A 26,115-nucleotide genomic window follows, 5' to 3' on the forward strand; every position below is an offset into this window, starting at 1 on the left:
GCGGGCATTGCTGGGGGCATGACAGATGTAGGCACAGGCGGCGGCCTCTCGGACGAGGAGCGGCTGGCCCAGCTCGGTTACACGCAGGTTCTCGCCCGCCGCATGTCGGCGTTCTCCAACTACGCGGTCTCCTTCACGATCATCTCCGTCCTCTCCGGCTGTCTGACCCTCTACCTCTTCGGGATGAACACCGGCGGCCCCGCGGTGATCACCTGGGGCTGGGTGGCCGTGGGTCTCATGACGCTCTTCGTGGGTCTGTCGATGGCCGAGATCTGTTCGGCGTACCCCACCTCCGCGGGCCTGTACTTCTGGGCCCACCGCCTCGCCCCGCCGCGCACGGCCGCCGCGTGGGCGTGGTTCACGGGCTGGTTCAACGTGCTGGGCCAGGTCGCGGTGACCGCGGGCATCGACTTCGGCGCTGCGTCCTTCCTCGGGGCGTACCTCGACCTCCAGTTCGGCTTCGAGGTGACGCCGGGGCGCACGGTCCTGCTGTTCGCCGGGATCCTGCTCCTGCACGCTCTGCTGAACACCTTCGGCGTGCGGATCGTCGCGCTGCTGAACAGCGTCAGCGTGTGGTGGCACGTGCTCGGCGTCGCGGTGATCGTCGGCGCCCTGGCCTTCGTACCGGACCACCACCAATCCGCGTCCTTCGTGTTCGGCGAGTTCGTCAACCACACGGGCTGGGGCAGCGGTGTCTACGTGGTGCTGCTCGGCCTCCTGATGGCCCAGTACACCTTCACCGGCTACGACGCCTCGGCCCATATGACCGAGGAGACGCACGACGCCGCCACGGCCGGTCCCAAGGGCATCGTCCAGTCGATCTGGACCTCCTGGATCGCCGGCTTCGTCCTCCTGCTCGGCTTCACCTTCGCCATCCAGTCCTACGACGGCGCGCGCAACTCCCCGACCGGCGCACCGCCCGCCCAGATCCTCCTCGACGCGCTCGGCGCCACGGCGGGCAAGCTGCTGCTCCTGGTGGTGATCGGCGCCCAGCTCTTCTGCGGCATGGCCTCGGTCACCGCCAACAGCCGCATGATCTACGCCTTTTCGCGGGACGGCGCGCTGCCCTGGTCGCACGTCTGGCACACGGTCAGCCCGCGCACCCGGACGCCGGTTGCGGCGGTCTGGCTGGCGGCGGGCGGCGCGCTCGTCCTCGGCCTGCCGTACCTGATCAACGTCACGGCCTACGCGGCGGTCACGTCCATCGCGGTGATCGGCCTCTACATCGCCTACGTCATCCCCACGCTGCTGAGGGTCCGCAAGGGCGCGGCCTTCGAGCGGGGGCCCTGGCATCTGGGCCGCTGGTCGGAGGCGATCGGCGTGGTGTCGGTGGCGTGGGTCGCGGTGATCACCGTGCTGTTCATGCTGCCGCAGGTCTCCCCGGTCACCTGGGAGACCTTCAACTACGCCCCGGTCGCCGTCCTGGTCGTCCTCGGTTTCGCGGGCGGGTGGTGGCTGGTTTCCGCCCGCAACTGGTTCCTCGACCCCGCCCACGAGCGGACCGCCGCGCGCGAGGCGGCCCGGGCCGGAAAGACCCCCTGACCGGCCGATCCTCGCCGGTTCCCGCCCCGCGGCGCGGCCGTGTCCCCGATACCCGATCGGAGACACGGCCGGGTCCGGCTATGCTCGGGGAGGCAACATCGCCTGGGCCCTTAGCTCAATTGGCAGAGCAGTGGACTTTTAATCCATTGGTTGTGGGTTCGAGTCCCACAGGGCCTACCGGTGGTGGGGTGGGGGATATCGCCTCTGACCTGCTAAGCAGCGCCTGAGTCGGCTTCGGTCGGGTCGGGCGCTGCTTCGTTTTCAGGCCCGTGCGTGAGCGATGCGTGAGCGGATGGGCCCGTGGCCCTGCGGAACGTGCTTGGGCCCGGCGGCGGTGGATACCCCGTAGGTATGGGGTCAAGCAGAGTGCCCCACGAGTGGGCCGACTGCCGCGGATGTCTCCACGGACCCCTTCGGCAGGCGGTGCGCTCGGCTCGGATGAGTCTGGCCGGCGCCACATTCCCGGTTGCCGGCGACGTACCGTGAAAGGACCGAGGGCGTCACGCACTCCGACTCTCCTGTCGGGTCGTCCTCGGCGAGAGACGAAATCCCGGGCCGCCCCGGCGGACGGTGCGGAGACGGGTCGGCATCATGGCCACCGCGATCACAGCAACTCCACGAACCTTCCTGGATATCGCGTTTCCCTGCCGAGGGGCGGCGTGACGGTCGTGCAGCGGCTGGACATCCACCGGCGTGACCGGGGAGAGCGGGCCCTCGTCACGCTCGTCGGCGCGATCGGACCCGCCACGGCCCCCCTGTTGCGGGCCGCGCTGGAGCAGTGCCTGCGCGACGGCGTGACCGGCATCGACGTCGATCTCACCACCGTCGGCTTCTGCGACTCCCAGGGCCTGGACGTCTTCCTGACGGTGTCGCAACACGCGGACCGGGCGCACGCCTTCGTGCGGCTGCACCATCCGTGCGCCCAGATCACCCGACTTCTCGCCGTCACCGGCTCCGCCTCCCTGCTCAGTGAGGTGCCGGGTGCGTCTCCGTCGGCCGACGAGGAGCAGGGCGGCGGCGGCCCGGTCAGTACCTCTGTAGTGAAGGACGGGATCCGTCTCCGCCGCCTGACCCGCTGGCAGGCGGAGGACCTGAGCGAGGACATCGCCGACCTGGCCGTGGAACCCGTCGCGGGCTTGTCAGCGAGCGCGGACCGGGAGCGGGGCGACTTCTTGGGGCGGCTTGCCGTCACCGCCCGACGGCCCGGCTTCGCGTTGCTGGTCGCCGAAACGACGGTGCTGGTGGGGTGCGCCTTCGGATTCCCGGTGGGTCCCGGTACCCGCTCGGAGCGGGGGTTGCAGGAGAGCGTCCAGCGGCTCACCGGCTGTGCCCGGTTCCTGCTCCTCACCCAGGTCGTGGCGCATCATCACGCCCAGCGCCGAGACATCGGTCGCCGTCTGCAACAGCGGCTGCTGGCCGACCGGCGCACCGCGCTCGGAGTCGCCCTGATCCGTCCGGCAGACCAGGCCGGCCAGGCCGCCTTCGAGTCCTGGGGCTGGCGAAATTGCGGAGAGATGGTGGGGCTGCCCGGTCTGGGCGCACCCTGCGTGCTGGTCCTCTTCCCGGAGAACGCGCCTGTACCGGCGCCTCCGGCCTCGGGCCCAGGCCGGGCGTAGCCTGGGAGGCACCGAGAGCATGTCGGGCGCACCATCTGGCGGCGCCGTTCCCGGCGAGTGACGAACGAGGGCAGCGCCTTCACTGCCCGGGACGGGACCGCACGATGGACGCCCTCACACCGCCCGCCGACGGTACGCCACCGGATGACGAGCACACGTACCGGATGCCGCTGGCGCGGCTGAGCCTCACCCCGCAGTCCAGCCACGGCCCGCTCGACGGAGCATGGTGGCCGCGCTGTGACGTCCTGGAGCTGGAGTTGCCCGCCCTCGTGGGCTCGTTGGACCCCGGCCACGGTACGGTCACCCGCGTCACGGTGGGGACCGCCGCGTGGCCCGACGCCCCGGGAACGGTGTTGGCGCCCGATCACGTGATCGAGGTCGTCCTGAGCGACACCGCCGCCGAAGCGCATGCCATCACCCTCGAGTGCGGCACCGTGGGGCGCTGGGAGCTGCTGGTCATCTCGCCGGACGAGCCGGCGGGAACGGCCGGTCGGCTGCTGACGGCCGCCGCCGATCCCTGGAACACGCAGTCGGCTCAGCGCATCCTCGCCCGAGTCGAGGACGGCCTCGGCCAGGAGAGCGGCAGGCAGCGGAACGGCCCATGATGGACTGATGGGACAGGCAGTTCTTTCGTCGGCCACCGCCGCCCGTGTCCGCGCGGATCACGTCGGGTGAGCGGATGACGGCCGAACCGCGCGCGGACCGCTCCGAGAGCTTCGGGGAAGCGCTCCTGGGGGCGGTTCTCGATCGCGCGCACGAGCTTCCGCCCCACCTTGTCGGCCCACTGGTCGCCGACGTGATGGAGCGGCTGGGGGGCCGCCGTCCGCAGATCCTGCTGCAGGACTACGGTCAGCTACTGCTCGTACCCCTGCCCGGTGAGGGCCTCGCGGGCGGGGACCCCCAGGTGATCGACGATTCCGCCGCGGGCCGCTGCTTTCTCGGTGCGCTGCCCGTCGAGCTGCCCGCGGGCGACGGCGTACGCGTTCACCTGCCGCTGCTCGACGGCGGCGACCAGGTGGGCGTCATGGCCGTGACGCTGGACCGGGTCGATGATGACGACCGCCGCATGCTGCGCCGGCTCTCCGCTCTGGTGGCCGACCTGCTGGTGACCAAGCACGGATATTCCGACCTGTTCTTCCGTATCCGACGCCGTGAACCGATGAGTGTGGCCGCCGAGATCCAGTGGGCGCTGCTGCCGCCCCTGGCCATGATCATGCCGCGCGTCGCCCTGGCCGGAGTCCTGGAGCCCGCGTACGACGTGGCGGGGGACAGCTTCGACTACGCGCTCAACGGTGACGTCCTCCACCTGGCCATGATCGACGCGATGGGGCACGGCCTCGGCGCGGCCACCATGGCCACGGTCGCCATCGGCGCCTACCGCTACGCCCGCCGCCTGAGTACCAGCCTGGCAGAGATCTACGCCTTCATGGACGACGCCGTGGCGAAGCAGTTCGGCGCCGACCACTTCGTCACCGCGCAGATGATGCGGCTGGACACGACGACGGGCCAGCTGCAGTGGGTCAACGCCGGCCACCCCACGCCGATACTCGTCCGCGACCACCGTGTCACGGGCCGACTGGTCGGCCCGACGACTCTCCCGGTGGGCCTTGGCGGCGCGGAGCCGGAGGTAAGTGTGCTGGGGTTGGAACGGGGGGACCGCGTCCTGTGCTTCACCGACGGGCTGATCGAGGAGCACGCGGCGGGCGAGGAGCAGTTCGGGGAGGAGCAGCTGATCGACTGGGTGAACGGGCTGGAGAGAACCGGCCGCGGGGTCCGGGCGGTGGCGCGTGCCCTGTCGCACACGCTCAAACGGGCGCGGGGCGGACGGACCACGGACGACGCGACGCTGCTCCTGGTGGAGTGGCGCGGCTGACCGGACCACCGGGTCTGCCCCGCCCGCGGGGCGACTCATCAGCCCGACGCCGTCTGTCCGCCTCCCGTATCGATGAGGATCTGCTCCGCAGAACTGACATTGCCGGCCAGGACGGCCTGGGCCATCGCCGCGTGAGCGGCCTCGGGTGTCGCCTCCGGCGGGATCACCAGCAGTGAGAAGTGGTCCCTGTCTCCCCGGGTGATCAAGATGGTGTCATCACCCACCGGGAAGGAGTCCACGTGCACCACCCGGTCGTCGATGACGATCCGTGTCGGGAGCCTCTTCCAGGCCGTGGCGTCCAGCCCGATCCGGCTCAGGGGGCCGAGGTGCTCCGTGAGCGCGTCCAGCAGTGCCGGCAACTCCGCACCGATGTCATGGGACTTCGGCCACCACGCCCCGTCGAGAACCCCTTCGCGCGATGCCGTCGTCTCCAGCCGGAGCAGTGCACACCCGGGCAGTACCGCCTGCCGGATGCCGCTCGGCAGATGCCGGGGACCAGGGGATGTGTCGGAGTCGGTCATGAGGACCACCCGTTCGGGATCCGGCAGCGAACACGGGACGCGCCTCGCCTCTGATGCCTATGACCACGCTACTCCCCATCGAAACCCCGAGCACCGGCGCCGCCGGGCTCCTGTACAGCGAGAGGAAGCCGCTTGAGGAGCTGCACAGCGGGGCACCCGGACGGCCTAGGCTGTGAGCGAGGCCGCAGGGTCGGCTGCCCGTCGGCATCAGCGGCTTCGGAGACCAGCCTGAGAGCGCCAGCCATGACGACACTCCGTGAACGCAAGACCTACCGTAAGGCCATCCTCCGGCAACTCTACGGAGCCATGGAGCACAACCGACCCGAGGTCAGCGGGGCGGCACTGCGCGAAGAGCTCCGGCTGCCCGACGACGATCTGTCCGCAGCCTGCGCCTACCTGGCCGACGAGGGCCTGATCACCGTTGAATGGACGTCGCACAAGACGCCCGCCACCGCCTCACTGTCCCATGACGGCATCCGGTTCATGGAGGAGGAAGAGGAGTGGAGTGGCCCCGGGCAGAGCGACTGACACGGACTCAACGTCCGGCCGCCGCTTGTCGGGCCGGGACTTCAATCCCCGAGTGACGCGTGCGCGGATGGGCCGGCGGCCTGCGGATCGGATGCGTGAGCGATGCGTGAGCGGACGGTGCGGCACGAGCCGCACCGCGCATCACGGCGGACATGCCCTGCCCAGGCCGTTCCGGACTCCGAAGCAGCCTCCGGAACCACCCGTCACGCATTGGCCAGGACTTTTTCATCCATCGGCTGTGGGTTCGAGTCCCACAGGGCCTACGGACGGTGGTCGGGGATTCCGCCTCCGACCTGCGGTGCGGCGCCCGTTCCGGCTTCGGCCGGGGCGGGCGCCGCGGTGTCGGGGATCATGGGACCTTCGTGCGCAGCCCGCCCCTGACCCGAGGAGCCCCCATGACCGCCGGCATCGACACCCCCGACCCCCGGGGCCGCACCGGCCTGCATCTGCACGGCCGCGACCTCACCGGGAACCCGCGCGTCCGCATCCTCGACGTGGAGGTCCTCGCCTGCGACTGGGCGGTCCTGCGCCGGACCACCTTCGACTACCGGCACCAGGACGGCCACTGGAGCCGGGAGCGGCGGGAGACCTACGACCGGGGCGACGGCGCGACGATCCTGCTCTACGACCCCGTACGGGAAACGGTCCTGCTGACCCGTCAGTTCCGGCTGCCCGCCTACGTCAACGGTCACCCCGACGGGATGCTCCTGGAGACCGCGGCCGGGCTGCTGGACGGCGACGACCCGAAGGCGGCGATCCGCCGTGAGGCCGTCGAGGAGACGGGACGTACCGTCCACGAGGTGGAGCACGTGTTCGACGCGTTCATGAGCCCCGGTTCGGTGACCGAGCGCCTGGGCTTCTTCGCCGCCCCCTACGACGGCTCGGCCCCCGGCGCCGACACGGCGGGTGTGGCGGCCGAGGGCGAGGACATCGCGGTCGTGGAGCTGCCGTTCACGGAGGCCCTCGGCCTGGTCCGCTCCGGCGGGATCGCCGACGCGAAGACCATCATGCTGCTCCAGTGGGCGGCCCTGGACGGTCCGTTCAGACGGCGCTGAGCTGGGCCAGCGGCAGCGTGTGCTGGGTCTGGAGGACCTTCGCACGCAGGTAGCGGACGTTGTGCGGGGTGGTGAACACACCGGTCGGGACCCGGTCGTGGACGTCGATGCCGAGCGCCCGCAGCTGGTCGGCCTTGTCGGGGTTGTTGGACAGCAGGTCCAGGCTGGTCACGCCGAGGGCGTTCAGCATCTGGGCGGCGGCGGTGTAGTCGCGGCCGTCCTCGGGCAGTCCGAGGGCGGCGTTCGCCTCGTAGGTGTCCAGGCCCTGGTCCTGGAGGGCGTAGGCGTCGAGCTTGTTGTAGAGGCCGATGCCACGGCCCTCCTGGCGCAGGTAGAGCAGGATGCCGCCGGTCTCGGCTATGCGCTCCACCGCCTCGCGCAGCTGGGGGCCGCAGTCGCAGCGGGCCGAGCCGAAGACGTCCCCGGTCAGGCACTCGGAGTGCAGCCGGACCAGCGGGACGGTGCCGGGCGCGGACTCGCCGAGCACGACGGCGACATGCTCCTGCCCGTCGGCCAGGCCGTGGAAGGTGACCAGCTCGGCGTCGACGGAGTAGCCGTCGTGGAAGCGCAGCGGAACCCGGACGCGGGCGCGCTGGGTGGCGGCGGGGGTGTCGGGCATGCGGGTCTCCCGGGGCGAGTGCGATCGTTACGGCTTCTGCTTCAGATTTGAAGCAGAAGCCGGGTGAGACCCTACCCATGTTTTAAATTTGAAGCAACGGCTTTGTGGCGCGGCTCACGAGCTCCCGGAACATCCCGATGAACGCCGCCGCCACGGCAGTTCTTCCGGCAGGGCCTCGCCGTCCTCCTGGAAGCCGGCGACCACCTGCGTGAAGATCTCCTCCAGTTGGCGCACCTGCTCGGGGCTGAGCCGGTCGAAGAGGCCGGCGCGGACGGTCTCCACATGGCCGGGGGCCAGCCGCTCCAGGGTCGCCATGCCCTCCTCGGTCAGCACCGCGACACTGCCGCGCTTGTCCCAGCGGCAGTCCTCGCGCCGCAGCAGCCCGTCCTTCTCCAGCCGGGTCACCGCGTACGTCAGCCTGCTGCGCGTGATCTTCAGCGACTCCGCGAGTTCGGTCATCCGCAGCCGTCGCTCGGGGGACTCGGACAGGTTCGCGAGGATGGAGTAGTACAGATGGGGCAGGCCGGCCTCCTGCTGGAGCTGCCGGTCGATGGCGTCCTCCAGGAGGAGATAGCCGGCGACGTAAGCGCGCCAGGCGCGCTGCTCCTCGGGGGTGAGCCAGCGGGTCGTCATGCACCCAGTGTAGGTTTGTTTCAAACTTGAACCAAGACCCACCTCGTTCCCGAACCAGCCCGTGTCCCGGGGGAGCCGCGCCCATGCCGTACCCGTACGTCCTGCTGTCCGCCGCCGTCTCCCTCGACGGCTATCTGGACGACACCACCGCCGAGCGCCTGCTGCTGTCCAGCCCCGCGGACTTCGACCGGGTCGACGAGGTGCGGGCCTCGGTCGACGCGATCCTCATCGGCGCCGGCACCATCCGCGCGGACAACCCCCGGCTGCTGGTGAACTCCGCCGACCGCAGGCACGCGCGCGTGGCGGCCGGAAAGCCGGAGTACCCCCTCAAGGTCACCGTCAGCGGCTCCGGCGACCTCGACCCGGCCGCGCACTTCTGGCACACCGGCGGCGACAAGGTCGTCTACACGACGGACCGGGGCGCCCGGCGCGCCGAGGCGCTCGGCATCGCGGCCGAGGTCGTCCCGCTCGGCCCCGACCTGGACTGGCGCCGCCTCCTGGAGCACCTCCACGACGAGCGCGGTGTGCGCCGGCTCATGGTCGAGGGCGGCGGCACCATCCACACCCAGCTGCTCCAGCAGGGCCTCGCCGACGAGGTCCAGCTCGTCCTCGCCCCTCTCCTCGTCGGCGACCCCGGCGCGCCCCGGCTCTTCGGCCCCGGCGCCTACCAGGGCGGACGGCTCCGTCTGACCGAGACCCGGCGGATCGAGGACGTCGTCCTCATGCGCTACGAGCCCACCGCCCCCGGCACCGGCCCGCTCCCCTCCGCCGCCGACCGCCACTGGCTGGCCCTCGCCTGCGAGCTCGCCGCCCAGTGCCCGCCCTCCGAAACGGCCTTCAGCGTCGGCGCGGTGATCGTCGCCGCCGACGGCACGGAACTGGCGCGCGGCCACTCCCGCGAGGGCGGCGACCCCGTCGTCCACGCCGAGGAGGCCGCCCTCGCCCGACTCGACCCGGCCGACCCCCGGCTGGCCACGGCCACCGTCTACAGCAGCCTCGAACCCTGCGCCCGCCGCGCCTCCCGCCCCAAGCCCTGCGCCCGGCTCATCCTCGACGCGGGCGTGCGCCGGGTGGTCACCGCCTGGCGGGAGCCGGACACCTTCGTGACGGCCGCCGACGGAAACGGGCTGCTCGCGGCCGAGGGGGTGGACGTCGTCGTCCTCCCGGAGTACGCCGACCGGGCGAGGGTGCCGAACCTGCACCTGACCGGGTGATACAGTGGTGTCACCGACGCGGGGTGGAGCAGCTCGGTAGCTCGCTGGGCTCATAACCCAGAGGTCGCAGGTTCAAATCCTGTCCCCGCTACTGAAGGCCGAGGGCCGGAATCCGAAAGGGTTCCGGCCCTCGGTGTGTTGGTCGCGCGCCCTGCGCCCAGCCCCCGCAGTGGCTGTACGTCGCCGGTGTATTCCGGCAACTCGCCCGTTTTTCACCGGTCATGGCCCGAAAGTCCAGGCCAAAAAAGGTTGTTGATCAAGCTGAAGAGCTTGGAAAGCTACGCCCGGGTCTATTAACGTTCGATAACGCAGCGCGGTCGTCCCAGCCGTCACAAGAGTCGGCTCCGTGCGCACGCGCCGAATCCCGTAAGGGAACCGGGGAACCACCACCCTGGGGTGAATCGCACGGAAGCCGTCGTGAACTCACGGAGTCACGAACGGTTTACGCGCGTAGGAGACCTTCCTGCTCCGAACCCGTCAGCTAACCCGGTAGGCGTCGGAAGGAAAGGAGTGCGCCCGCGTGGCGTCCAACCGGCCTGCTCCCGAAGCTCCCTTCGCGCCGAGCCAGCATTCCTCTTCCGACACCTTCGGCTACGGCAGCTACCGCGGCGAAGAGGGCCCCTGGGAGGAGTGGAATCCCACCGAGGACTCCCTCGCCCCGGTCCGGGGCAAGCACCGGGTCGCCAAGCAGCGCGGCGGCGGATTCGCCCGCAGCTCCACGGTCCTCGGCGTCGGCGTCATCGCCGCCTTCAGCGCCGGCGGCATGGCCAGCGCCAACACCGGCAAGCCGCCGGTCTCCATCGCCATGCCGGACCTGCCGTCCGTGGGCTCCCTCATCTCCGACGACGACTCCGGCCAGGACGCCGCGCCCGCGCTCGCCGGCTTCGGCGCCGAGGTCTCCGAGGCCACCGCCGGCAACAGCGGCGGCGTAACCGCCGACGCCGGCGAGGCGCTGCGCGAGCGGATCATGGCGCAGGCCGAGTCGCAGCAGACCCAGGTCGCCGCGCGCGCCGAGGCCGCCGCGGCCAAGGCGGAGGCGGCCGCCGTCGCCAAGGCCGACCAGGCCGCCAAGGCCGCGGCCGCCGCCGCGAAGAAGAAGGCCGAACAGGCCGCCAAGGAGAAGGCCGAGGCCGCGCGCCTGGCCGAGCTGGCCAAGCAGTACACGCTGCCGACCTCCTCGTACACACTCACCGCGACCTTCGGCCAGGCCGGCGCCTACTGGTCCTCCGGCTACCACACCGGCCTGGACTTCGCCGCCCCCACCGGCACCCTCATCAAGGCCGTCCACAGCGGCACCATCACCGAGGCGGGCTGGGCGGGCTCCTACGGCTACCGCACCATCCTCACCCTGGACGACGGCACCGAGCTGTGGTTCTGCCACCAGTCCTCGATCAACGTCAGCGCCGGCCAGAAGGTCGGCACCGGTGACGTGATCGGCCGCGTGGGCGCCACCGGCAATGTGACCGGCGCCCACCTCCACCTGGAGGTCCACCCCGACGGCGCCGCCAACGGCATCGACCCGATGGCCTGGCTGCACAGCAAGGGGCTCAACCCGTAAGGGGTCCTGTTCACACGTTCTTCGTACGCTTCGGCGCGACGGACGGAATGGGCCGGTCCGAAGACGGCGTTGACGTAGGACATGACTTCTCTGCGCAAGCTCGGCTCCTCGGACCTCGAGGTCTTCCCCCTCGCCCTCGGCGGCAACGTCTTCGGCTGGACCGCCGACGAGGCGACCTCCTTCGCCGTCCTCGACGCCTACAGCGCCGCCGGCGGCAACTTCGTCGACACCGCCGACTCCTACTCCGCCTGGGTCGACGGCAACAGCGGCGGCGAGTCCGAGACGATCATCGGCCGGTGGGTGCACAAGCGCGGCAACCGCGACGACGTCGTCATCGCCACCAAGGTCAGTCAGCACCCCGACTTCCCCGGCCTGACCGCCGCCACCATCAAGGCCGCCGCCGACGCGTCCCTCACCCGCCTCGGCACCGACCACATCGACCTCTACTACACCCACTTCGACAAGCCCGAGGTGCCGGTCGAGGAGATCATCGGCGCGCTGGACGAGCTGGTGAAGGCCGGCAAGGTGCGGCACATCGCCGCCTCCAACATCTCGCCCGAACGCCTCCGGGAGTCGCTGGAGTTCTCCGACCGTGAGGGCCTCACCCGGTACGTCGCCCTCCAGCCGCACTACAACCTGGTCTCCCGCGACACCTACGAGGGCGGCCTCCAGGACCTCGCGGCCCGCTCCGGCCTCGCCGCCGTCCCCTACTATGCCCTGGCCTCCGGCTTCCTCACCGGCAAGTACCGCCCCGGTACGACGGTGGAGGGACCGCGAGCCGCGGGCGCCGGCCAGCACCTCGGCACCGAGCGGGGCGTCCGCGTCCTCGCCGCCCTCGACGAGATCGCCCGCGCCCACGGCACCGAGGTCGCCACGGTCGCGCTGGCCTGGCTCGCCGCCCGGCCGACGGTCGTCGCCCCCATCGCCTCCGCCCGCACCCCGGACCAGCTGCCGCCGCTGCTCGCGGTGGCGGAGATCGAGCTCACGGACGAGGAGATCACGAGGCTGACGGCGGCCTCGGCCTAGACATCCCTCTCTCCCCGCGCCCCCGCCCCTACGACCCTTACGACCGGTAGGGGTTCTGGAGGGGATACGGCCCCGCCGGATACCCGTACCCGTAGTACCCGTGCGGGGCGCTGTACCCCTGTGGGACGCCGTAACCGTGCGCGGCGCCGTACCCGTACCCGTAGACCGGCCCGGGCGCCACGGGCACCGTCATCCGCGCCGCGTGGTCCAGCGCCGGGCGGGCGACCTCCCGGCGCCGCCACAGCTCGTTCAGCAGCTCCCGTTCCCGTACGACGAAGTCGTCGCCCGCCCGTCCGCTCCGCCCCCGGTGCCGCAGGAACGCCAGCGAGGTCGCGTACGCCTCGTACTCGGCGACCGCCCGCGCGGCTGGCCGCCCCAGATGCCGCTTGGCGTACTCGCGGGCCAGCCGCCGCGCCCGCATGGAGCCGAGCGCGTACGGTTCGGCCGGGGTGAGCCAGCCGGCCGCCGCGTACGCGGGCAGCTCCTCGCGGACCGTGCGCAGCTCCCGCTGCCGGGTCCACACCGCCAGCCAGGTGAGCAGCCCGAACACGGGCACCATGAACGACGCGTACACCGCGAAGAACCCGAACTCGCCGAAGGTCGACGAGCCGTTCCACAGGGCGTGCATGCCCATCGCGAGGAGCAGCCCGCCCAGCGGGAACAGGACGCGGAGCACCGGCCGGCCGTGCCCGGAGCGCGCCGCGAGCCCGAAGCCGAGCCCGGTGAGCACCGTGAAGAGGGGGTGCGCGAACGGCGACATGACGATCCGCACGAAGAAGGTCGCGGCCGTCACGGAGGCGATGCCGCTGTCCCCGCTCAGCTGGTCGGTGCCGAACGCGGTGCCCAGATAGAGGATGTTCTCGGTGAACGCGAAGCCGGTGGCGGTGATCCCGGCGACGACCACCCCGTCGATCGGCCCGGTGAAGTCGCGTCTGCGGAAGAGGAACACGAGCAGGACCGCGGCGGCCTTGGCGGACTCCTCGACGACGGGCGCTATGACCGTCGCCCCGAGGGTGTCCGCGCCGGACGGATCCGCGGTGGCGGTGGCTATCCAGTGGGTGGCGAAGCTGTTGGCGACGATCGCGATCAGCGCGGCCGCGCAGGCCCCCCAGGCGAAGGCGAACACCAGATTCCGCCAGGGCCCCGGCTCCACCCGGTCCAGCCAGCGGAAGGCGGCTATCAGCAGCGGCACCGGAAGCACCGCGAGCCCCAGCCCGACCAGGAACCCCTCGGTGCCGGTCTGCTCCCGCACCAGCGCCAGGATCACCAGCCCCGACAGCGTGAGCAGCGTGATGAGCGCCCCGTACCGCACCCCTCTCCGCTGCCACCAGTGCACCCGCCGGAGCCGGGCGTCCTCGTCCGGGCCGCCCGGGGGCGGCGGGTACGGCGGAAACGGGTGACTGATGGCCACGGCATCGACCCTAACGAGGGAGGGGACTGTGGTGGACGGTCTGTCGGTCAGTGATCGCCGTGCTGTACGCGACGGAAGAGGAGGTCGTTCACCACATGACCCTTGTCCAGCCCCTGGCCCTCGAAACGGGTCAGCGGCCGGAACGCGGGACGGGGCGCGAAACCACCGTCGGCCTGCGTGTTCTCGAAGTCGGGGTGGGCGGTGAGGACGTCCAGCATCTGTTCGGCGTACGGCTCCCAGTCGGTCGCGCAGTGCACGGTCGCCCCCGGCCGCAGCCGCGTCGCGGCCAGAGCGAGGAACTCCGGCTGGATGAGGCGCCGCTTGTGGTGGCGCTTCTTCGGCCAGGGGTCGGGGAAGAAGACGCGCAGCCCGGCCAGCGAGTCGGGGGTCAGCATCTCCCGCAGCAGGATGATCGCGTCGCCGTTGGCGACCCGGACGTTGTCCGCCCCGGCCCGGTCGGCGAGGTTGAGCAGATTGCCCTGACCGGGGGTGTGCACATCCACGGCGAGGATATTGGTGTCCGGGTCGGCGACCGCCATCTGCGCGGTGGCCTCGCCCATCCCGAACCCGATCTCCAGCACCACGGGTCTGTCGTTCCCGAACAGCTCGCCGAGGTCGACGGCGTGCCCGTCGATGTCGAGGCCCCACCGCGACCACAGCCGCTGCAACGCGTCGGCCTGCCCGGCCGTCACCCGGCTGCGCCGGGGCTGGAAGCTCCTGATCCGCCGCTCGAAGTGCGACCCGGCGGGGTCGGCCTTCGGGCCGTCGGGGAAGCGCGGCTCCCCCTTGGCCCGGGTGTGCCGGACGGACTCGCCGGGGTGGTGCTCGCCGCCGGGCGCGGGCCGGGGGACTTCGGGGGTGTTCACGGAATCAGACACAGTGCCGTCGATTTTACTGCCGTGCGCCGGCCTCACCAGGGTCACCGGGTCTCCAGCACCTCCAGGGCCCTGCGGGCCACCTCCCGGCCGATCGGCAGCGAGGCCGTCGCCGCCGGGGAGGGAGCGTTCAGCACGTGCACCGCGCGGGCGCCCTCACGGATCAGGAAGTCGTCCACCAGGCCGCCGTCCCGCAGCACGGCCTGCGCCCGCACGCCCGCGTCCGCCCGCACCAGGTCCGTCTCGCCGACCGCCGGCAACAACCGCCGCACCGCCTGCACGAACGCCCCCTTGGACACCGACCGCCGCAGCTCGCCGGCCCCGTACCGCCAGTGCCGGCGTCCCATCCGCCACACCCCGGGCCACGCCGCCGTCGCCAGCGCCTCCCGGGGCCGTACGACGCCCCAGTCGTACCCCTCGCGGGCCAGGGCCGGCACGGCATTGGGGCCGACGTGCACCCCGCCGTCGATCCCTCTGGTCAGATGGACCCCGAGGAACGGGAATGCCGGATCGGGCACCGGGTACACAAGTCCGCGCACCAGGTCGGGCCGCGCCAGCTCGTAGTACTCGCCCCGGAACGGCACGATCCGCACCTCCGGCTCGTCCCCGGTCATCCGGGCGATCTCGTCGCAGTACAGCCCCGCGCAGTTCACCAGTGCACGGCCCCGCACCACGTCCCCGCGCGCGGTGAGCACGGCCACACCCCGCTCCGGCCGCCGGTCGATCCGCACCACCTCGGCGCCGTACCTGAGCTCCGCCCCGGAGGCCTCGCCGAGCCGGTGGGCGACCGCCGTGTAGTCGCAGATGCCGGTCGTCCCGACATGGATCGCGGCGAGTCCCCGCACCTCCGGCTCGTACTCCGCGATCTGCGCGGTGCCCAGCTCCCGCACGGGTATGCCGTTCTCCCGGCCGCGCTGAACGAGCCCGTGCAGGCGGGGCAGCTCGTCCCGCTCGGTGGCGACGATCAGCTTGCCGGTGACGGCGTGCGCGATGCCGTACTCCGCGCAGAACTTGGTCATCTCCGCGGCGCCCCGCACCGCGTACCGCGCCTTCAGCGAGCCCGGCCGGTAGTAGATCCCGCTGTGGATCACCCCGCTGTTGCGCCCGGTCTGGTGCCGGGCGGGGCCCGGCTCCTTCTCCAGCACGGTGACCCGGGTTCCCGGCGCTGCGCGGGAGATCGCATACGCGGTCGACAGCCCGACGATCCCCCCGCCGATCACGAGCACGTCACAGTCGTATGCCACCACCGGCACCACCTCCACCCTCGATAGTGCACTGCGCCACTGACAGAGCCTTCAAACGCAGGACGGCGCAGCTCACCTCAGGGGGCGGGCACCCCTTCCCGCTAGGCCGGAGCCATCAACAGCGGCCGTGCCCGCTCCCGCAGCTCCACGACCCTCGGCTCGTCCCCGTACGGCTCCAGCCGATGCAGCAGGTCCTTCACGTACTCGGTGGTCCGCGCGGACGAGATCCGCCCCGCGACCTCCACCGCGCGCACGCCCTGCTCGCACGCCGCGTCGAGGTTCCCCGACTCCAGCTCGGCGACCGCGGACACGACCAGCCTCAGGCCGTGCGAGCGCACGAACTCCTCCGTCGGCTGCGAGAGCGCCTGCTCGGTGAAGCGCCGTACCTGCCGCGGCGCCTTCAGGTCCCGGTAGCACTCGGCCGCGTCGGCGGCGAACCGGTCGTACGAATAGAACCCGAGCCACGAGGGGTCGTGATCCCCCTCCCGCGCCCGCTCCAGCCAGCTCTCCGCCGCCTTCAGCGCCGCCCCGGCGGCCTGCGCGTCCCCCGCGCGGGCGTGCGCGCGTGCCTCGACGAGCCGGAAGAAGCTCATGGTGCGGGCGGTCGCCAGCCCCCGGTTGCGCTCCAGGGCGGCCTGCGCGAGGTCCACGCCCTCGTCGCCGAACCCCCGGTAGGTCGCCTGGAGCGACATCGACGCCAGCACATACCCCCCGAGCGGTACGTCCGCCGCCGCGCGCGCGAGCCGCAGCGCCTGGATGTAGTACCGCTGGGCGGCCTCCTGCTGACCGGTGTCGAAGGCCATCCACCCCGCCAGCCGCGTCAGTTCGGCGCTCGCCCCGAACAGGGCGCGCCCGACCTCGTCGGAGTAGGCGCCCAGCAGCAGCGGCGCCGCCTCCACGCGGAGGCACTCGGGGACCATCGACGAACGCCAGTCCCCGCCGCCGTACTTGGAGTCCCACCGTCTGGCGTCCTCTGCGGCCTCCCGCAGCTTCTGCACATCGCTGTGGCCGACTTTGAGCGGTGCGCCGGTCCCCTCCAGGGAGTGGGCCTCACGCGCCACCGAACTGTCGGCCGGGGTTATCAGCCAGCGCGACGCGGGCGTTGCGTATGCGCTTACTGCGAATGATCCGGCCAGGGACTGCCAGATGCCCCCCGAACCGGCCCGGCGGCCGGCCAGGTCGAGGCGGTAGAGCTCCGTCGCCGAGCGCACGGCCTGGGCCACGTCCCTGGGGAAGGCGAGACCCACTTCGGGCGCGGGGTCCGCGTCGGCCAGGCCGATCTCGTGGAGCGGCACCGGGCGGCCGAGCTTCTGCCCGATGGCGGCCGCGATGAGGTGCGGCGCGGCGCCCTGCGGCACCATGCCCTTCGACACCCAGCGCGCCACGGACGTCTTGTCGTAGCGAAGAGTCAACCCGCGTTGAGCGCCAAGGTCGTTGACGCGTCGCGCGAGTCCTGCGTTGCTGATTCCCGCGAGGGCGAGAACGGCGCCGAGCTTTTCGTTCGGCCCGCGTTGCTCCCTGGACATTGCGCCACCCCTCGACACATCCGGCTGCCGCTCTGGCATAACCACGCGGCATTCGTAAACCCAGCGTAGTTCGCCGCATCCCAAGCGTTAAGGGGCATTCTGCCGGTTGGCGGGATTGTGGTCCGTACGCGAGTGCGGGCTTCGGCACGGTCCGTCGCCGCGTGCTCCCGCTGTGTGGCCGTGCGCCTGCGTGTGCGCTCTTCTCCGGCCATCGGGGGAGCGGTTCCATGGGTCGTGCGTGGGTCGGCCCGCTGTACTGGATCCAGTGGGCTGGGGGACACCGCCGCCTTCATCCCCGCGGGCGGCGGAGCGGTCCGGGAGGCGCTTTCCGTCTCCCGGGCCGGCGCGGTCCGTGACGGGCACGCGCGCGTGCACGGAGCGTGTGCGAGGCCTGCGCACGGGACGACCGACGGGACTCGCCCGCGCCGGATTTGGCTGAAAATCGACCCCGCGTTCCATGGGTGACAACGCCTCCGACCATGGAAATCGAGGGCGCACAGGGCGACTTGAGGGAGCGTACCGGGGGCGCATTCATGTCGCAGACGCCGGGGTCCCCCCGGCCGCGCGGGCCGGCGCCGCCCCATCGAGGCGGGCGCACTCCCCGGATCACAAGCGGCGTCGCCTCCCTCTGCGGCGCGTTCTTCGTGGCAGCATGGTGAACCGTTCGTACGGTGCACTCGGTTGTCCACGGCCCGTGGAGGCGTCGATGCGGTGGTTGGTGGGATGGAGCAGCACCGCCGCGGGTGCGCTGGGCGGGGCCGTCGGCCACGACAACGGCGACACCTACGGCGGTCGGATCGGCCACGACGGCGAGGCCTTGCAACCCGTCGGCTCCCAACTCCTGTGGGGCGACCCCGATCCGCTGTGGGCGGTCGGCGACTGGCGCCCCGACGAGGTACGGGTGGTCAAGGCCGACGCCCAGACCCGGATCGCGGTCCTCGGCACCTGCGGGGCGAGCGACGAGCAGCTGCGCGTCGGGCTGTTCGCCGCGCGCGGGGGCGCACTGCGCCACCTGACGGCCTGGCCCGGCAGCTACACCGCCGTCGTCCAGGTCGGCCGCCGGGTCACCGTCTGCGGCGATCTCGCGGGCGCCCGCCCGGTCTTCCACACCCCCTGGGCAGGCGGAACCGCCTACGCCACCGCCGCGCTGCCGCTCGCCGACCTCATCGAGGCCAACCTCGACTTCGCCCACCTGGCCGCCCTCCTGGCCGCCCCGGACGTCCCCGCCGCCCTGCACGACTCCACCCCGTACGACGGCGTGCGGCGCGTTCCGCCGGGGCATGCGCTGATCCTGCGCGCCGGGGCGCGTGAGATCGCCGGCTACGACCCGGTCGCGTCCCTCGCCGTGGCGGCGCCGCCGGCCGACCCGGACAGCGCGGTCGACGCGGTGCGCGACGCGCTCGTAGACGCCGTACGCGCGCGTCTGTCCGCGCCCAGACACGTGCCCGACATCGATCCCGGTCCCGTGCCCGGAATGGGTCCCGCCGAACGACGCGCCGCGCGCGGGATGCCGGTACCGGGCATCGGCGCCGACCTCTCCGGCGGCCCGGCCTCCGGCACGCTGGCGCTGCTGGCGGCCGGCCTGCCCGGGATGCCGGGCACCCTCCTCGGCCACGGCACCGGCGCGGGGGAGCGGCTGCTGGCCGTCACCTTCAACGACCTGACCACCCGCGCGCGTGCGGAGGAACTGCAACGGGCCGGAGCCCTGGCGGCCAACCCGCGCCTGCACCACGTCGTCGTGACCGGCGCCGAGGAGACCCTGCCGTACGCCGACCTGGACGGCCCGCTGACCGACGAACCCGGACCCAGCCTGGTGACCGCCGCCCGCCACCGCGCGCGCCTTGCGGCGGGCAGCGCCGACCACTTCACCGGCCACGGCGCCCGCCAGGTCCTGGACGCCCACCCGGCCCGCCTCGCGGACCTGCTCATGGACCGCAAACGCCGTCACCTGGTCCGCCCCGTGGCCGCCCTCACCAAGGCCGACGGCTCGGTGCTCGTCCCCGCGCGCGTGTACGGCGCGGCCCGAAGACTCGCCCGTACGCCGTACCGCGCGGGCGTCGAGAACCTCGCCGAGCGCCTCCTGCACCGCAGCTTCGAGGACGATCCGGGGGGCGCGGTCGGTGCCTCCCTCGCGGCACTGACCTGGGCCGGGCCCGGCCCGGCGGCGCGCTGGCTGACGGGGGAGGCGCTGGCTGAAGTATCGGTTCTTCTGCAGAATTCGGCCCATCGCGCCGGCGTCGGCCCCGGCCAGCGCCCGGGCGACTACCGCGCGCGTGCCGCCCTCACCCGGCACGCGGCCGACCTGCGCATCCTCGAACAGGCCGCCGAGATCCGCTCCCAGCGCCTGCACGCCCCCTTCCTCGACAACCAGGTCGTCCGCGCCTGCCGCGCCCTCCCCGAGACCCTGCGTGTGCAGCCGGGCGCGCGTGCCGCGATCCTGCGGACCGTCCTCAAGGGCGCCGGCATCACCGACCTGCCGCCCGGCTGGGGCGCCCCCGCCCACGGCACCACCGCCACGACCGCCCGCAACGGCCTCCGTCTCGCCGCCGACCCCCTCCTCACCCTCTTCGACGCGCCCCTCCTCGCGGAGGCGGGCCTGATCGAGGCGCGGGTCGTCCGCAAGGCGGTCCGCGCGGCGGCCTCCGGCGAACCCCTCCCCCTGGACGGCCTCGCCGACCTGATCTCGCTCGAACTCTGGCTCCGCCGCCTGCTCTCCCGCCGCGGCACCTGCTGGACCGGCACCCCGGCCCGCGCCCGCGCGGTACCGGCCGGCATCGCCCCGCAACGCCGGGCAGTGTCCTCCGGAGGCTGAGCCGCGGCTCTGCGGAGTGACGTGCGTCGCCCCCGCCGGGATGCGGGCGCCGTGCGGGCGCGGGCCGGCTGGTGGCCGGTTGCGCAGTGCCGAGTGTCTTTTTTGGGGGGAGTCGCCGGGCTGCTGGGGGTCCGGGAATCGCCCTGCTCGGGGTCGGCGGAGGGTGATCGGGAGCCGGGGTCCAGTGCTCCGGGCTCCCGGGCCGACACCTCGGCGGCTCTGGGGCGTGTGGCGCGTCCCTCTTGCCCTGATGTGTCCGTCGTGCGGGCGCGGCCGGTCGCCGGTGGCCGGTTGGGCAGTCCCGCGCCCCTGGGGGGGCAGTCGCCGGGCTGCTGGGGTCCGGGAATCGCTCTGCTCGGGGTCGGCGGAGGGTCACCGGGGTGAGCCGGGGTCCAGTGGTCCGGGCTCCCGTCCGACACCCCGCCGCGCAAACCCCGTGCCCCCGCCGCAGCCCCCGGCGACAATGTCCCCGTGCGGTTCAACATCCTGGGTGTCGCCCAGACCGAGGACGACCAGGGCACCCCCATACCTCTCACCGCCCCCCGCCTCCGTGCCCTCCTCACCGCCCTCGCCCTCCGGGCGGGCCGGCCCGCACCCCCCGAAACCCTCATCGACGAGATCTGGCCCGAGGCCCCGCCCCAGGACGCCCCCGCCGCCCTCCAGGCCCTCGTCGGCCGGCTCCGCCGTACCCTCGGCAAGGACGCCGTCACCTCCGCCCCGGGCGGCTACCGCCTCGCCGCCACCGAGGCCGACGTCGACCTCCACGTCTTCGAGCGCCTCGTCCACGAGGCCACCGCCACCCTCCAGCGGGGCGGTGACCCCGCGATCGCCGCCCGCACCCTCGACGACGCCCTCGCACTGTGGCGCGGACCCGCCCTCGCCGACCTCCCCGACCGCACCCCGGCCGCCCGCCCCGAGGCCCTCCACACCGAGGCCCTCCGCGCCCGCGCCGAGGCCGACCTGCGCCTCGGCCGCGCCCGCGACGCCGTACCCCGCCTCCGCGAACTGGTCGCCGCACACCCGTACGACGAACCCCTGCACGCCCTCCTCATCCGTGCCCTGCGCGACACCGGCCGCGCAGCCGACGCCCTCGCCGCCTACGAGAGCGCCCGCCGCACCCTCGCCGACACCCTCGGCACCGACCCCGGCCCCGAACTGCGCGCCCTGCACGCCGAACTCCTCGCCCGCCCCGAGCCCCGGCCCCTCGCGCCACCCCCACCGCCCGAGCGCAACGGCAACATCCGTCCGCGCCTTACCTCGTTCGTGGGCCGGGAACCCGAGATCGCCGCCATCCGTTCGGACGTGCACAGGGCCCGCCTCGTCACCCTCACCGGACCGGGCGGCTCCGGAAAGACCCGTCTCGCCGAGGAAGCCGCCGCCGGGCTCCCGCAGGCGTGGCTGGTCGAGCTGGCGCCGCTCGACCGGCCGGAGGCGGTGCCGGGCGCGGTGGTCAGCGCCCTCGGTCTGCGCGAGACCGTCCTGATGGCCACCGACCTCGCGCCCCCGCAGGACGACCCGGTCGCCCTGCTCGTCGAGTACTGCGCCCCGCGCAGCCCGCTCCTGATCCTTGACAACTGCGAGCATGTCATCGACGCGGCAGCCGCCCTCGCCGAGACCCTCCTCACCCGCTGCCCCGGGCTCACGATCCTCGCCACCAGCCGTGAACCCCTGGGCGTCCCCGGTGAGTCGGTCCGCCCGGTCGACCCCCTCCTCCCCGACCAGGCGCACCGCCTCTTCCGAGAGCGCGCCGCGGCCGTCCGCCCCACCACGGCCACCACCGCGCCCGAGCAGGACCAGCGGGACGAGCAGGCGGTCGCCGAGATCTGCCGGCGGCTCGACGGACTGCCCCTGGCCATCGAGCTGGCCGCCGCCCGGCTCCGGCTGCTCACCCCCCGTCAGATCGCCGACCGCCTCGACGACCGCTTCCGTCTCCTCACCTCCGGCAGCCGCACCGTCCTGCCCCGCCAGCAGACCCTGCGGGCCGTTGTCGACTGGTCCTGGGACCTCCTCGACGACGCGGAGCGGACCCTGCTGCGCGAGCTGTCCGTCTTCGCGGGCGGCTGGGACCTGGAGGCCGCCGAGGCCGTGTGCACGGGCCCGGTCGCCGCGCTCGTCGGCGCGCTCGTCGACAAGTCCCTGGTCGTGGCCGCCCCGCAGCCGCCCGACAGCGCCGGTGGCGGCGCGGGCGGCGACATGCGCTACCGCATGCTGGAGACCATCCACGAATACGCGGTGGAGCGCGCCGCCGAAGACCCGCCCGCACGCGCGGCGGCCGAGCGACGGCACCGCGCCTGGGTGCGGGCGCTCGTGGAGCGCGCCGACCCCCTGCTCCGCTCCGCCGCACAACTCCCCTGGATCTCCCGCCTGGAGACCGAGCTGGACAACATCCGGGCGGCGACCCGGCGCGCGATCACCGCGGCCGACGAGGAGGAGGCCGCCGCCCTCTGCCTCGCCATGGGCTGGTTCTGGTGGCTCCGCAACTACCGCCTGGAGGGCGCCGCCTGGGTCGACCGCGTCCTGCGCCTGGGCGTGGCCCTGGACACCCTGCCCACCCCGCCGACGGACCCCGCGCACCCCACTCCGGTGGCACCCGCACCCACCTGCTGCTCCCTCCCCGTCCCCGCCGACCTCGCCGCCCGCATGGCCGCCGTCGACCCGGTCGAGGCCTTCCTCGCCCAGCCCGACGCCGAGGGCGGACCGGACGACGACGGCGGGGCGCAGGGGCATCCCCGGCACGCGCAGCGGATGGACCTGCGGATGCTGCACGTCTTCCTGCTCTCCGAGTCCGAGCCCAGAGAGGTCGAGCGCGACCCCCGCTACCGCGCCTACCTCCTGCGTCTGCGGTCCTGCTTCCAGCCGGGCGGTCCGGCGGCGGCCCGGATGCCCGGTCTGGTCTGGCCGGTGGCGGCGGCCTTCGAGATGCGGGCTACGCTCGACATCCGCGGCGTCCTGGACGCGGCCGTCGCCAACTGCCGTGCGCACGGCGGCGACTGGGAGCTCGGCTGCACCCTGATGTTCCGGACGCACATCGTGGTCGACTCCCCCGGCGGGATGGCCGGCGTCGACGACGACCTGGCGGAGCTGCGCCTGATCAGCCGACGGGTCGGCGACCGCTGGATGCTGGCCCAGGTGTGCAGCGCGGCCGCGGAGGCGGAGATGGCGCGCGGCCGGCTCCCGGAGGCGGAGGCGGAGTACCGGGAGGCGCTGCGGCTCGCCTACGAGGTCGGCGCGTACGCCGAGGCGCCGTTCCTGATGGCCCGGCTCGCGGAGATCGCCTACCGCTCGGGCGATCTCCCCGGCGCCTGTGCCGTCCTGGACGAGGCGGAAGCCGCCGCCGACCGGCAGGGGGTGGCGGACGCCCAGACCTTCGTGATCCTGCTGCGCGCCTGCGTCGCGCTGGAGGAGGGGGACGTCGTCCGCGCGCGCGAACTGTGCGACGCGACCCTGGTGGCGATGCGGCAGGCCACTCCGCCGCCCCAGTTCACGGCCGCCCTGACCCTGCTCGACGCGGAGCTCACCGGCCTGGAGTCGGGCCCGGAGCCCGCCCTGCCGATGCTCGCCGAGGGGCTGCGCCGGGCGGTGGCCGACGAGTGCAGCGAGGCGATCGTCGCGGCGGTCGTGGACGGCGCGGCCGAGCAGCTCGCCCGGCTCGGGGACTTCCCGCGCACGGTCGCGCTGCTGGCCGCCGCCGACCGGCTGCGCGGTCCGCTCCCCCGTGCGGCCCTGCGGTGCGAGCGCGTGGCCGAGGTGCAGGCGCGGGCGTGTCGGGCCCTGGGCGCTGAGCGGTACACCGCCGAGCGGGCCCGGGGCGGCGACCTGACGCCGGCCGAGGTCCAGAAGGAGCTCGCCGAGGCCGTACGGGCGCACCCGGCGCCGGCCGTCAGCCCGCCGGCCGCTACGAACAGCTGAACTTCGACTCGGCCCAGTCCGCCAGGGCCACCCCGTCGAAAGGGCCGCGCGGCTCGACCACCAGCCGTACGGTCGTCCGGCCGCCCAGGCCCACATGGACGGGCACGGCGGAATCACCCCCTCGCACCGTCCCGGACGTCCACAGCCGGGCCCCGTCGGCGTAGACGGAGAAGGTCACCTCGCCGAGGTCCAGCGTCAGGTCGTCGAGGCCGACCAGCGCGTCGTACGCGGTGCAGGCGCGGTTGAGGTCGACGGTCACGGCGGACCGGCCGTGGACCGTCACCCCGCGCGTGTACTGCCGGCCGGCGACGGAGACCTCGTACCGCTGCCACACCCAGCTGCTGCCGCCCAGCCGGATCTCCGGTCCGGTGCCGTCGCCGTCGACGTCGAAGGACAGTTCGCTCAGCGGGTAGACCGCGGGGGCGGGCGGGGGAGTGGGCGCCGGGGGCGGGGTCGAGGCGGGCGGGGGCGTCTGGGGCGGTGTGGGAGTCGGTGTGGGGGTGGCCTCCGGGGGCGGTGGGGACTTCGGGCGCGGGGCGGGGGAGGGGGTCCGGGGCGGGGCGGCGGCGGGGACGACCGCCTCGGGTTCCGCCGGCTCGGGCGATGCCGTCGTACGCGCGGGGGCGGGCGTCGGGTCCTGCGGGCGGGCCACGGGCGCGGAAGCCGCGGGTGCGGCCTCGGGCTGCTTGGCGGGGCTCTCGTCGCCGACGAGGGCGAGGGCCAGCGCGGCGGCCGCGACCGCGACGACACCGGCGGCGATCCCGGCCTTCACCGGCGCCCCCACCCCCTCCGAGACGACCGCGCTCCCACCGGCCCCACCGGAGGCACCCCCGCTCCCGGCCGCGCCACTTGAGGCCGCCCCGCCGCCGACCGCCCCTCCCGCGGCGCTTCCGCTCGCCGCGGCGGCCGCGCCCGCCGCACCCGCAGCCCCGGCCCCCGCCCCGCCGGCGAGGAGCCCGAGGGCCTTGGCGTACCCGGCGGCGCCGAACCAGCCGATGACCGCGACCGGCACGACGGCGGGGATACCGCTCGCCACCTCCTCGATCTGCAGGGCGGCGAGCCGGCACCTGGCGCACTCCTCCAGGTGCTTGCGCAGTCCGCGTTCGGCCCGGGTGCGCAGCCTGCGGCGGGCGTAGCCGCCGAGCTGGTCGGCGTAGCGGGCGCACTCCTCGTCGCCGGTGAGGGTGGCGCTGACATGGGCCTGGAGGTACGCCTGCTTGAGGCCCTCGCGGGCGCGGCTGGCGAGCACGCGCGTGCCGTTGGCGTCGAGGCCGAAGAGCATCGCGACCTCGCTCGGCGACTCGTCCTCGACCTCGGTGTGCCACAGCACGGCCTGCCAGCGCTCGGGCAGTGAGCGGAAGGCCTGCATGGCCATGGACCGCTCGGCCTCGTGCAGGGCGCGCACCTCGGCGCCGACGTCCAGGCCCCCGCCGAAAGACCCCGGGGACGCCGAGTCGTCGGAGGCCTCCGAGGCGCGGCCGGCCTGGGCGGCGAACAGGGCGAAGTCGTCCACGAGCTGCTCGCGCTTCGCCGACCGGGTCCAGCCCGCGGCGACGCGCCGGACGGAGGTGAGGAGATAGGCGCGGACGGCGTACTCGGGCCCGGAGCCGCCGCGTACGGCCTGGAGCATGCGGGCGAAGACCTCGGCGGTGAGGTCGTCGGCGGTGTGGGCGTCCCGGCAGCAGGTGCGCGCGTAGCGGCGCACGGCGTCCGCATGGCGCCGGTACAGCTCCTCGTACGCCGTGTCGTCGCCCCCGCGCATCCGGGAGATCAGGTCGGTGTCGGGGGCCGGCAGATCACGGGGCGGCGGCAGGACGCCCTCGCCGGACCGTTCCCACTGTGCGGGGACCCCGCCCGTCGGGGCGGTGCGCCTGCCCTGGCCCGGTACCTGCTCGTCCCGCCCGTCAACGCCCATCGCGGAAAGCCCCCGCCGCCTGCCCTACCGGTCCCGACACCGGGTCAGAGTGCCATAGCGGCTTTTGGCCAGGACCGGACGGGACGGGCCGTCCACTCGTCCGTGCGGATCTGCCGCATTCCAGTACTGAACATCACTCGTACGGGGAAGGTTCAACTGTCGCTCCGAGGGCACGAGTTGGGCCGCCAGAGCGCATTGCCCCGAACGGGCGAGCGATGCGGGGCGGGGGCGGAAACCC

19 protein-coding genes, 2 tRNA genes and 1 riboswitch are annotated in these 26,115 nt (G+C 73.3%); of the genes, 13 read left to right on the forward strand and 8 right to left on the reverse strand.

Annotated features, from left to right (window positions below; genetic code table 11):
* The first annotated feature begins 18 nt into the window (after positions 1 to 18).
* From AQJ58_RS29725 to AQJ58_RS29745, 5 genes are all read left to right on the forward strand, one after another.
* Positions 19 to 1,542, forward strand: a complete 1,524-nt coding sequence (locus AQJ58_RS29725) for an amino acid permease (protein WP_067255674.1) — start codon at positions 19 to 21, stop codon at positions 1,540 to 1,542.
* Between the two features lie 104 nt (positions 1,543 to 1,646).
* Positions 1,647 to 1,719: transfer RNA gene (locus AQJ58_RS29730), tRNA-Lys, on the forward strand.
* Positions 1,720 to 2,201: 482 nt separating this feature from the next.
* Positions 2,202 to 3,158, forward strand: coding sequence for an STAS domain-containing protein (locus tag AQJ58_RS41735; protein WP_234360334.1), 957 nt, complete (start codon positions 2,202 to 2,204; stop codon positions 3,156 to 3,158).
* A 104-nt stretch (positions 3,159 to 3,262) separates the two neighbouring features.
* Positions 3,263 to 3,763 carry a DUF5994 family protein gene (locus AQJ58_RS29740; RefSeq protein ID WP_234360335.1) on the forward strand — a complete coding sequence of 167 codons (501 nt, stop codon included), beginning with the start codon at positions 3,263 to 3,265 and terminating at the stop codon, positions 3,761 to 3,763.
* Between the two features lie 74 nt (positions 3,764 to 3,837).
* A complete protein-coding gene (locus AQJ58_RS29745; RefSeq protein ID WP_067255773.1) occupies positions 3,838 to 5,031 on the forward strand; it encodes a PP2C family protein-serine/threonine phosphatase in 1,194 nt (397 codons plus the stop codon).
* 38 nt (positions 5,032 to 5,069) lie between these two features.
* Here the strand turns inward: AQJ58_RS29745 and AQJ58_RS29750 are convergent, their stop codons facing one another.
* Positions 5,070 to 5,552 carry a DUF5994 family protein gene (locus AQJ58_RS29750; RefSeq protein ID WP_067255774.1) on the reverse strand — a complete coding sequence of 161 codons (483 nt, stop codon included), beginning with the start codon at positions 5,550 to 5,552 and terminating at the stop codon, positions 5,070 to 5,072.
* Between the two features lie 243 nt (positions 5,553 to 5,795).
* On the opposite strand from AQJ58_RS29750, the gene AQJ58_RS29755 reads away from it, so the two are divergent.
* Together AQJ58_RS29755 and AQJ58_RS29760 are read left to right on the forward strand one after the other, a co-directional pair.
* Positions 5,796 to 6,080 carry a hypothetical protein gene (locus AQJ58_RS29755; protein ID WP_067255676.1) on the forward strand — a complete coding sequence of 95 codons (285 nt, stop codon included), beginning with the start codon at positions 5,796 to 5,798 and terminating at the stop codon, positions 6,078 to 6,080.
* A gap of 395 nt (positions 6,081 to 6,475) precedes the next feature.
* Complete coding sequence (locus tag AQJ58_RS29760; protein ID WP_067255677.1) at positions 6,476 to 7,135, forward strand: NUDIX domain-containing protein; 660 nt, start codon at positions 6,476 to 6,478, stop codon at positions 7,133 to 7,135.
* Here AQJ58_RS29760 and AQJ58_RS29765 read toward each other — a convergent pair.
* Together AQJ58_RS29765 and AQJ58_RS29770 are read right to left on the reverse strand one after the other, a co-directional pair.
* Positions 7,122 to 7,754, reverse strand: a complete 633-nt coding sequence (locus tag AQJ58_RS29765; RefSeq protein ID WP_067255679.1) for a GTP cyclohydrolase II — start codon at positions 7,752 to 7,754, stop codon at positions 7,122 to 7,124. The two genes, AQJ58_RS29760 and AQJ58_RS29765, sit on opposite strands and share 14 nt — an antisense overlap.
* 114 nt (positions 7,755 to 7,868) lie before the next feature.
* Entirely contained in the window at positions 7,869 to 8,387 is a 519-nt protein-coding gene (locus AQJ58_RS29770; RefSeq protein WP_067255680.1) for a MarR family winged helix-turn-helix transcriptional regulator, read from the reverse strand.
* An 83-nt stretch (positions 8,388 to 8,470) separates the two neighbouring features.
* Here AQJ58_RS29770 and AQJ58_RS29775 point away from each other — a divergent pair, with 83 nt between their 5' ends.
* The 4 genes from AQJ58_RS29775 to AQJ58_RS29790 all read left to right on the forward strand — a co-directional run bounded on the left by AQJ58_RS29775 (position 8,471) and on the right by AQJ58_RS29790 (position 12,185).
* Positions 8,471 to 9,601 (forward strand): dihydrofolate reductase family protein, encoded by a 1,131-nt coding sequence (locus tag AQJ58_RS29775; RefSeq protein ID WP_067255682.1) that lies wholly within the window; start codon positions 8,471 to 8,473, stop codon positions 9,599 to 9,601.
* Between the two features lie 17 nt (positions 9,602 to 9,618).
* A tRNA-Met gene (locus tag AQJ58_RS29780) sits at positions 9,619 to 9,692 on the forward strand.
* Between the two features lie 254 nt (positions 9,693 to 9,946).
* A riboswitch (cyclic di-AMP (ydaO/yuaA leader) is annotated at positions 9,947 to 10,114 on the forward strand.
* A 7-nt stretch (positions 10,115 to 10,121) separates the two neighbouring features.
* Positions 10,122 to 11,159 (forward strand): M23 family metallopeptidase, encoded by a 1,038-nt coding sequence (locus AQJ58_RS29785; RefSeq protein ID WP_067255683.1) that lies wholly within the window; start codon positions 10,122 to 10,124, stop codon positions 11,157 to 11,159.
* An 81-nt stretch (positions 11,160 to 11,240) separates the two neighbouring features.
* Positions 11,241 to 12,185: an aldo/keto reductase gene (locus tag AQJ58_RS29790; protein ID WP_067255685.1), complete on the forward strand. Its 945-nt coding sequence runs from the start codon at positions 11,241 to 11,243 to the stop codon at positions 12,183 to 12,185.
* A gap of 37 nt (positions 12,186 to 12,222) precedes the next feature.
* Here the strand turns inward: AQJ58_RS29790 and AQJ58_RS29795 are convergent, their stop codons facing one another.
* From AQJ58_RS29795 to AQJ58_RS29810, 4 genes are all read right to left on the reverse strand, one after another.
* Positions 12,223 to 13,590 carry a PrsW family intramembrane metalloprotease gene (locus AQJ58_RS29795; protein ID WP_420712192.1) on the reverse strand — a complete coding sequence of 456 codons (1,368 nt, stop codon included), beginning with the start codon at positions 13,588 to 13,590 and terminating at the stop codon, positions 12,223 to 12,225.
* 53 nt (positions 13,591 to 13,643) lie between these two features.
* On the reverse strand, positions 13,644 to 14,474 hold the full coding sequence (gene trmB, locus AQJ58_RS29800; RefSeq protein WP_199844715.1) for a tRNA (guanosine(46)-N7)-methyltransferase TrmB: 831 nt from the start codon (positions 14,472 to 14,474) through the stop codon (positions 13,644 to 13,646).
* Between the two features lie 41 nt (positions 14,475 to 14,515).
* Positions 14,516 to 15,724 carry an L-2-hydroxyglutarate oxidase gene (lhgO, locus tag AQJ58_RS29805; RefSeq protein ID WP_234360336.1) on the reverse strand — a complete coding sequence of 403 codons (1,209 nt, stop codon included), beginning with the start codon at positions 15,722 to 15,724 and terminating at the stop codon, positions 14,516 to 14,518.
* Between the two features lie 92 nt (positions 15,725 to 15,816).
* Positions 15,817 to 17,241 (reverse strand): NsdA family TPR-like regulatory protein, encoded by a 1,425-nt coding sequence (locus AQJ58_RS29810; protein ID WP_055638960.1) that lies wholly within the window; start codon positions 17,239 to 17,241, stop codon positions 15,817 to 15,819.
* A 706-nt stretch (positions 17,242 to 17,947) separates the two neighbouring features.
* On the opposite strand from AQJ58_RS29810, the gene AQJ58_RS29815 reads away from it, so the two are divergent.
* Both AQJ58_RS29815 and AQJ58_RS29820 read left to right on the forward strand, forming a co-directional pair.
* The gene (locus AQJ58_RS29815; RefSeq protein ID WP_067255692.1) at positions 17,948 to 20,053 is read left to right on the forward strand and encodes an asparagine synthase-related protein; all 2,106 of its coding nucleotides are present in this window, start codon (positions 17,948 to 17,950) and stop codon (positions 20,051 to 20,053) included.
* 471 nt (positions 20,054 to 20,524) lie between these two features.
* Complete coding sequence (locus tag AQJ58_RS29820) at positions 20,525 to 23,962, forward strand: ATP-binding protein (RefSeq protein ID WP_067255693.1); 3,438 nt, start codon at positions 20,525 to 20,527, stop codon at positions 23,960 to 23,962.
* Here AQJ58_RS29820 and AQJ58_RS29825 read toward each other — a convergent pair.
* Positions 23,949 to 25,877, reverse strand: coding sequence for a sigma-70 family RNA polymerase sigma factor (locus tag AQJ58_RS29825; protein WP_067255695.1), 1,929 nt, complete (start codon positions 25,875 to 25,877; stop codon positions 23,949 to 23,951). The two genes, AQJ58_RS29820 and AQJ58_RS29825, sit on opposite strands and share 14 nt — an antisense overlap.
* Between the last annotated feature and the right edge of the window lie 238 nt (positions 25,878 to 26,115).

It is taken from the genome of Streptomyces sp. DSM 15324, from assembly GCF_001514285.1.
Classification (GTDB): Bacteria; Actinomycetota; Actinomycetes; order Streptomycetales; family Streptomycetaceae; genus Streptomyces.